Source organism: Synechococcus sp. WC101 (assembly GCF_047461555.1).
Classification (GTDB): domain Bacteria; phylum Cyanobacteriota; class Cyanobacteriia; order Thermostichales; family Thermostichaceae; genus Thermostichus.
Window position 1 is genome coordinate 1 of sequence record NZ_JANSHG010000190.1, and the last position, 4,007, is coordinate 4,007.

General features: G+C 60.2%; 4 protein-coding genes. 1 reads left to right on the forward strand and 3 read right to left on the reverse strand.

The window, feature by feature from the left end:
- Positions 1-89 precede the first annotated feature (89 nt).
- From kaiC to NW809_RS11130, 3 genes are read right to left on the reverse strand one after another with little or no spacing between them, the layout of a single operon-like run.
- Positions 90-1,694, reverse strand: coding sequence for a circadian clock protein KaiC (gene kaiC / locus NW809_RS11120; protein WP_011430722.1), 1,605 nt, complete (start codon positions 1,692-1,694; stop codon positions 90-92).
- A 25-nt stretch (positions 1,695-1,719) separates the two neighbouring features.
- The gene (gene kaiB, locus NW809_RS11125) at positions 1,720-2,022 is read right to left on the reverse strand and encodes a circadian clock protein KaiB (protein ID WP_011430723.1); all 303 of its coding nucleotides are present in this window, start codon (positions 2,020-2,022) and stop codon (positions 1,720-1,722) included.
- A 3-nt stretch (positions 2,023-2,025) separates the two neighbouring features.
- Positions 2,026-3,027, reverse strand: a complete 1,002-nt coding sequence (locus NW809_RS11130) for a circadian clock protein KaiA (protein ID WP_414402152.1) — start codon at positions 3,025-3,027, stop codon at positions 2,026-2,028.
- A 151-nt stretch (positions 3,028-3,178) separates the two neighbouring features.
- Here NW809_RS11130 and NW809_RS11135 point away from each other — a divergent pair.
- Positions 3,179-4,007, forward strand: an 829-nt coding sequence (locus NW809_RS11135; RefSeq protein ID WP_414402153.1) for a nucleoside hydrolase, incomplete at its 3' end; no start/stop codon positions are given.

A 4,007-nucleotide genomic window follows, 5' to 3' on the forward strand; every position in this document is an offset into this window, starting at 1 on the left:
GAACAAAGGAGCCCCTGGCGGATGCACGCAGCCAAAAACCTATGGTTGCAAAATGTTAGGGGCAGTTGGCGCCGGTCAAGCCCAAGCCCCTACTCGTCCAAAGATTGGACATTTTGCACAATTCGAGAGAGCTCGTTCTTCTCATCCACATTGATGCGGGTCGGGGATCCGCTGATAATCCGCTCGTAGCCGCGGAAGGAATCGCGAATTTGAATCCCCGAATCCGAGATGAGGTACTCGCGGATGCCCTTGTCATGCCAGGATCCCCGCATTTTAAAGACGTTGAGCGCCCGTGCCATCTCGCCGCGAATCTCCACATACTGCAGCAGAATGATTGTGTCGGTGATGGTGGAGATGTGCGACTCGGTAATGGAATGGGATCCCATGAATTGATCGGTGGTGTTGGTGAAAAAGCCGGTGATCTCCTCCTGCTTGGCCAGGCCGGTTACGCCGATAACAAACTGTCGAAAAGCATTTTGGCTCACACCCCGCGCCAGCGCCGACAGCGAGTCGATGGCCATGCGGGAGGGCTTGAAGGCCATCATCTCGGTTTTGATCTTCTGCAGGTGGTCTTCCAGGCCGGCGGACTCGGGGTAGGCGCAGATGATCTTAAGGAGGCCTTGCCGCTCAAACTCCTCAAAGTCGATGCCCCAGGAAGAGGCATTGCGGGCAAGCTGGGCCCGCGACTCTTCGTAGGCAAACAGGATGCAGCGCTCCCCATTTAGGCAGCCTCGCTCGAGGAACTTGCTCACCAGCGAGGTCTTGCCTGTGCCGGTGGCGCCGGTAGCCAAGATAATCGAGTCTTTGAAAAAGCCACCGCCGCACATCTCGTCCAGCTTCTCGATGCCGGAAGAGACGCGCACGTTGGAAGAGCGCTGCGTCAGTTGCATCGCTCCCAGCGGGAAGATGTTGATCCCCTCGTTGGTGATGGTGAAGGGATATTCCCCCTTCATGTGGGTGGTGCCCCGCAGCTTCAGGATCTCGATGGTACGCCGCCGCTTCTCCCCCTCCAGGATGTTGCGCAGGATCACCACGTTGTCGGAGACGAACTCCTCCACCCCATAGCGGGCGATGGGGCCGTACTCCTCAGTGCGCTCGGTGGTCATGACCGTGGTGACGTTGGCCTGCTTGAGGCGGGCTGTCAGGCGAAACAGCTCCCGCCGCACCACGCCCGCCGGCTCATACTGCTGAAAGATGGCCGTTACCGAGTCGATGGCCACCCGCTTGGCTTTGTATTTGCGAATGGCATATTGGATGCGCTCGATGAGGGCCGACAAATCGAAATTGCCGCTTACCTCGTAGCCCTCCGGATCCGGCGAAGCATCCAGAATAAAGAGCTGCCCCTTGTCGATGAGGGCCTGCAGATCCCAGCCGAAGCTGGCGGCGTTGCGAATGATGTCGGCAGGGGTCTCCTCAAAAGTAACAAAGATCCCTGGCTCCTGGTACTTGACAATGCCGTTGTAGAGAAACTGCAGGGCAAACAGAGTTTTGCCGGTGCCGGAGGTACCGCTGACCAAGGTGGTGCGGCCCAGGGGCAGCCCGCCGTGGCTGATGTCTTCAAAACCCTCGATACCCGTCTGTTTTTTCGGGATCCCCCGCGGCTCGGGCCCGCCTAGGAAGTAGGTCGATGGGATCCCCTCCGCGGCGTTACCTTGCAGCTTTTCTGACTCAGAAGGTTCCAATGGTTGGTTCATGCCCCTCTCTCCCCTAAAACCTGTCCTAAGCCTCTTCGTCCAATTCTTCGTAGAGCAGATCTAGGCCGATGAGCACCTTCTCTCGGTTGGACAGATCGCCGATAATCTTCCGCACCGGCGGCGGCAGGATTTTGGCCAGGGTCGGTGTTGCCAGGATCTTATCTTCCTCTGCCAGTTGCGGATTTTTCAAGACGTCGATGACTTTCAGGCTGTACACGCCGCGGAACTCTTTTTCCAGAATGTCTTGCAAGGTGCTGAGGGCGCGCAGAGAATTGGGGGTATTGCCCGCCACGTAGAGCTTGAGGACATAGGCTTTGCGAGTGGACATAACCTAGGGATCCCTTGGGGCAGATTTGGGAATGGAGCGGCGGTACATTTCGCTCAGGTGGGCCATCACGTCGATGAGAGTGAGGCGGTAATCCAGCAGGATCTCTTCGCTGCGACCCTCCAGTTTTAGTTGTTTGGCAAAATCCTCCATTAGGTTCATGTGCAGCTCCAACAGTTGGGCGGCGCCGATGTCGGCAAAAAAGGCAAGGGCCACCAGCTCGTCGATGCGGGCATTGACGGTCTCAGGAGATTGAAAATACTCCAGGACAATAGCCTGGTAAAGGTTACGCAGCCGCCGCATGAGGGTCTGCTGCTCGTCGGGGGGCAGGTGGCGGTAGAACAGCTCCGGATCCCGATGGTAGTACACGCCGGCGTAGCCGAGGCGTTCCCGCAGCTTTTCCGCCAGCCGCCGCTGCTGCTGGTGCGTGTAGAGCAGGTAGGGCTGATCCTTGGGGTGAGGGTTTGCTGCAGGCAGGCTGCAGGTGGGGGAAATCTGGAGAAACAGGGCAATGGCTCGGTTGATCAGCAGCTCCAAGGGAGAAGCAGAGGGAGTGGCCTGGGATCCCTTTGGCGGCAACAGCTCTGACGGCGAGACGAGGCGAACCAGAGTGGCGTTGTGGTAGAAAAACCGCTCCCGCTTGAGCAGAGCTCTCGCCCCCGGAGGAACAGGGGGGGAGGACGCTTCGCCGGAGCGGCTGGCGCCGCCTTCCGGTTTGAGCTCTTCCGACACAATGGCCACCACTGTCGGCAGCAACAGTCCCTGCTTGCAAAGCTGACAGCCCAACGCCTCCAGCTTGTCCAGCCGCGTCGCTTCCACCAGCAGCACCAGGCAGTCCGGATGGTTTTCCTCCCCTCGCAGAGCCTCCAGAAAGGCTTCCGGATCCTGGAAGACCTCAGCCACAAAGCGTTCTGGCGACAACAAAGCCTCTGCCGCCAGCGGCTCTCCAGCAGGCGGCTCCCAGTCGAGCAAAAGGCTGATGTGCAGTGGGTGGGTGTCGGGCTTCAATAAGGATAGAAAACGATAAGAACCGCCTTCGATCTTAAATCTTCTTAAACCTGACCGGAATCTGCCTTGGCCTTCAGAGTCAGCCAAGGGAGACTCAAAGAGAGCGTGCCATTGCCGCCTACACTAGGGGTGAAAGGCCTCTGGGAGCCCTATGGTGCCCCTGATCATCGATTGCGACCCCGGCCAAGACGACGCGGTGGCCCTGCTCCTGGCGATGGCTTCGCCGGAGCTAGAGGTGCTGGGCATTACCACGGTGGCCGGCAATGTCTCTGTGGAAAAAACCAGCCGCAACGCCCGGCAGATCTGCGAGCTGGCCGGCTGCCCGCAGATGGCAGTCTATGCCGGCTGTCCCCGCCCGCTGTTGCGCCCGCTGCAGACTGCCGAAGAGGTGCACGGCAAAAGCGGGATCGACGGGGCCAACTTGCCGGAGCCCCAGATGCCGCTGGGATCCCTGCACGCCGTGCAGTACCTGATCGAGACCTTGATGGCGGCGCAGGAGCCGGTTACCCTGGCGCTGCTGGGCCCGATGACCAACTTGGCAGTAGCCCTGGTGCAGCAGCCCCGCATCGTGGAGCGCATCCGACGTCTGGTGTTCATGGGGGGATCTGCCTTTGAGGGAAACACCACCCCGGCCGCCGAGTTCAACATCTTCACCGATCCCCATGCTGCTCAGATCGTGCTCAGCGCCGGGATCCCCGAGGTGGTGATGCTGGGCCTGAACGTTACCCAGCAAGTCCTCAGTACGCCGGAGCGGATCGAGCGGATCCGCGCCCTCGGCACGCGGGTAGGCCAGACGGTGGCCGACATGCTCGCCTTCTACGGCAAGTTCGACATCCGGCGCTACGGCCTGCCGGGGGGGCCGCTGCACGATCCCTGTGTAGTCGCCTACCTGCTGCAGCCGCAGTTGTTCGAGCTCAAGCCCTGCTACGTGGAGGTGGAGACGGCTAGCCCCCTCAATCTGGGCCGGACGGTGGTGGATC

What these genes read in the sequence shown, in the direction of transcription:
- kaiC (WP_011430722.1), bottom strand. Translation starts at nt 1,694, where the DNA reads ATGAACCAACCATTGGAACCTTCTGAGTCAGAAAAGCTGCAAGGTAAC.
- kaiB (WP_011430723.1), bottom strand. Translation starts at nt 2,022, where the DNA reads ATGTCCACTCGCAAAGCCTATGTCCTCAAGCTCTACGTGGCGGGCAAT.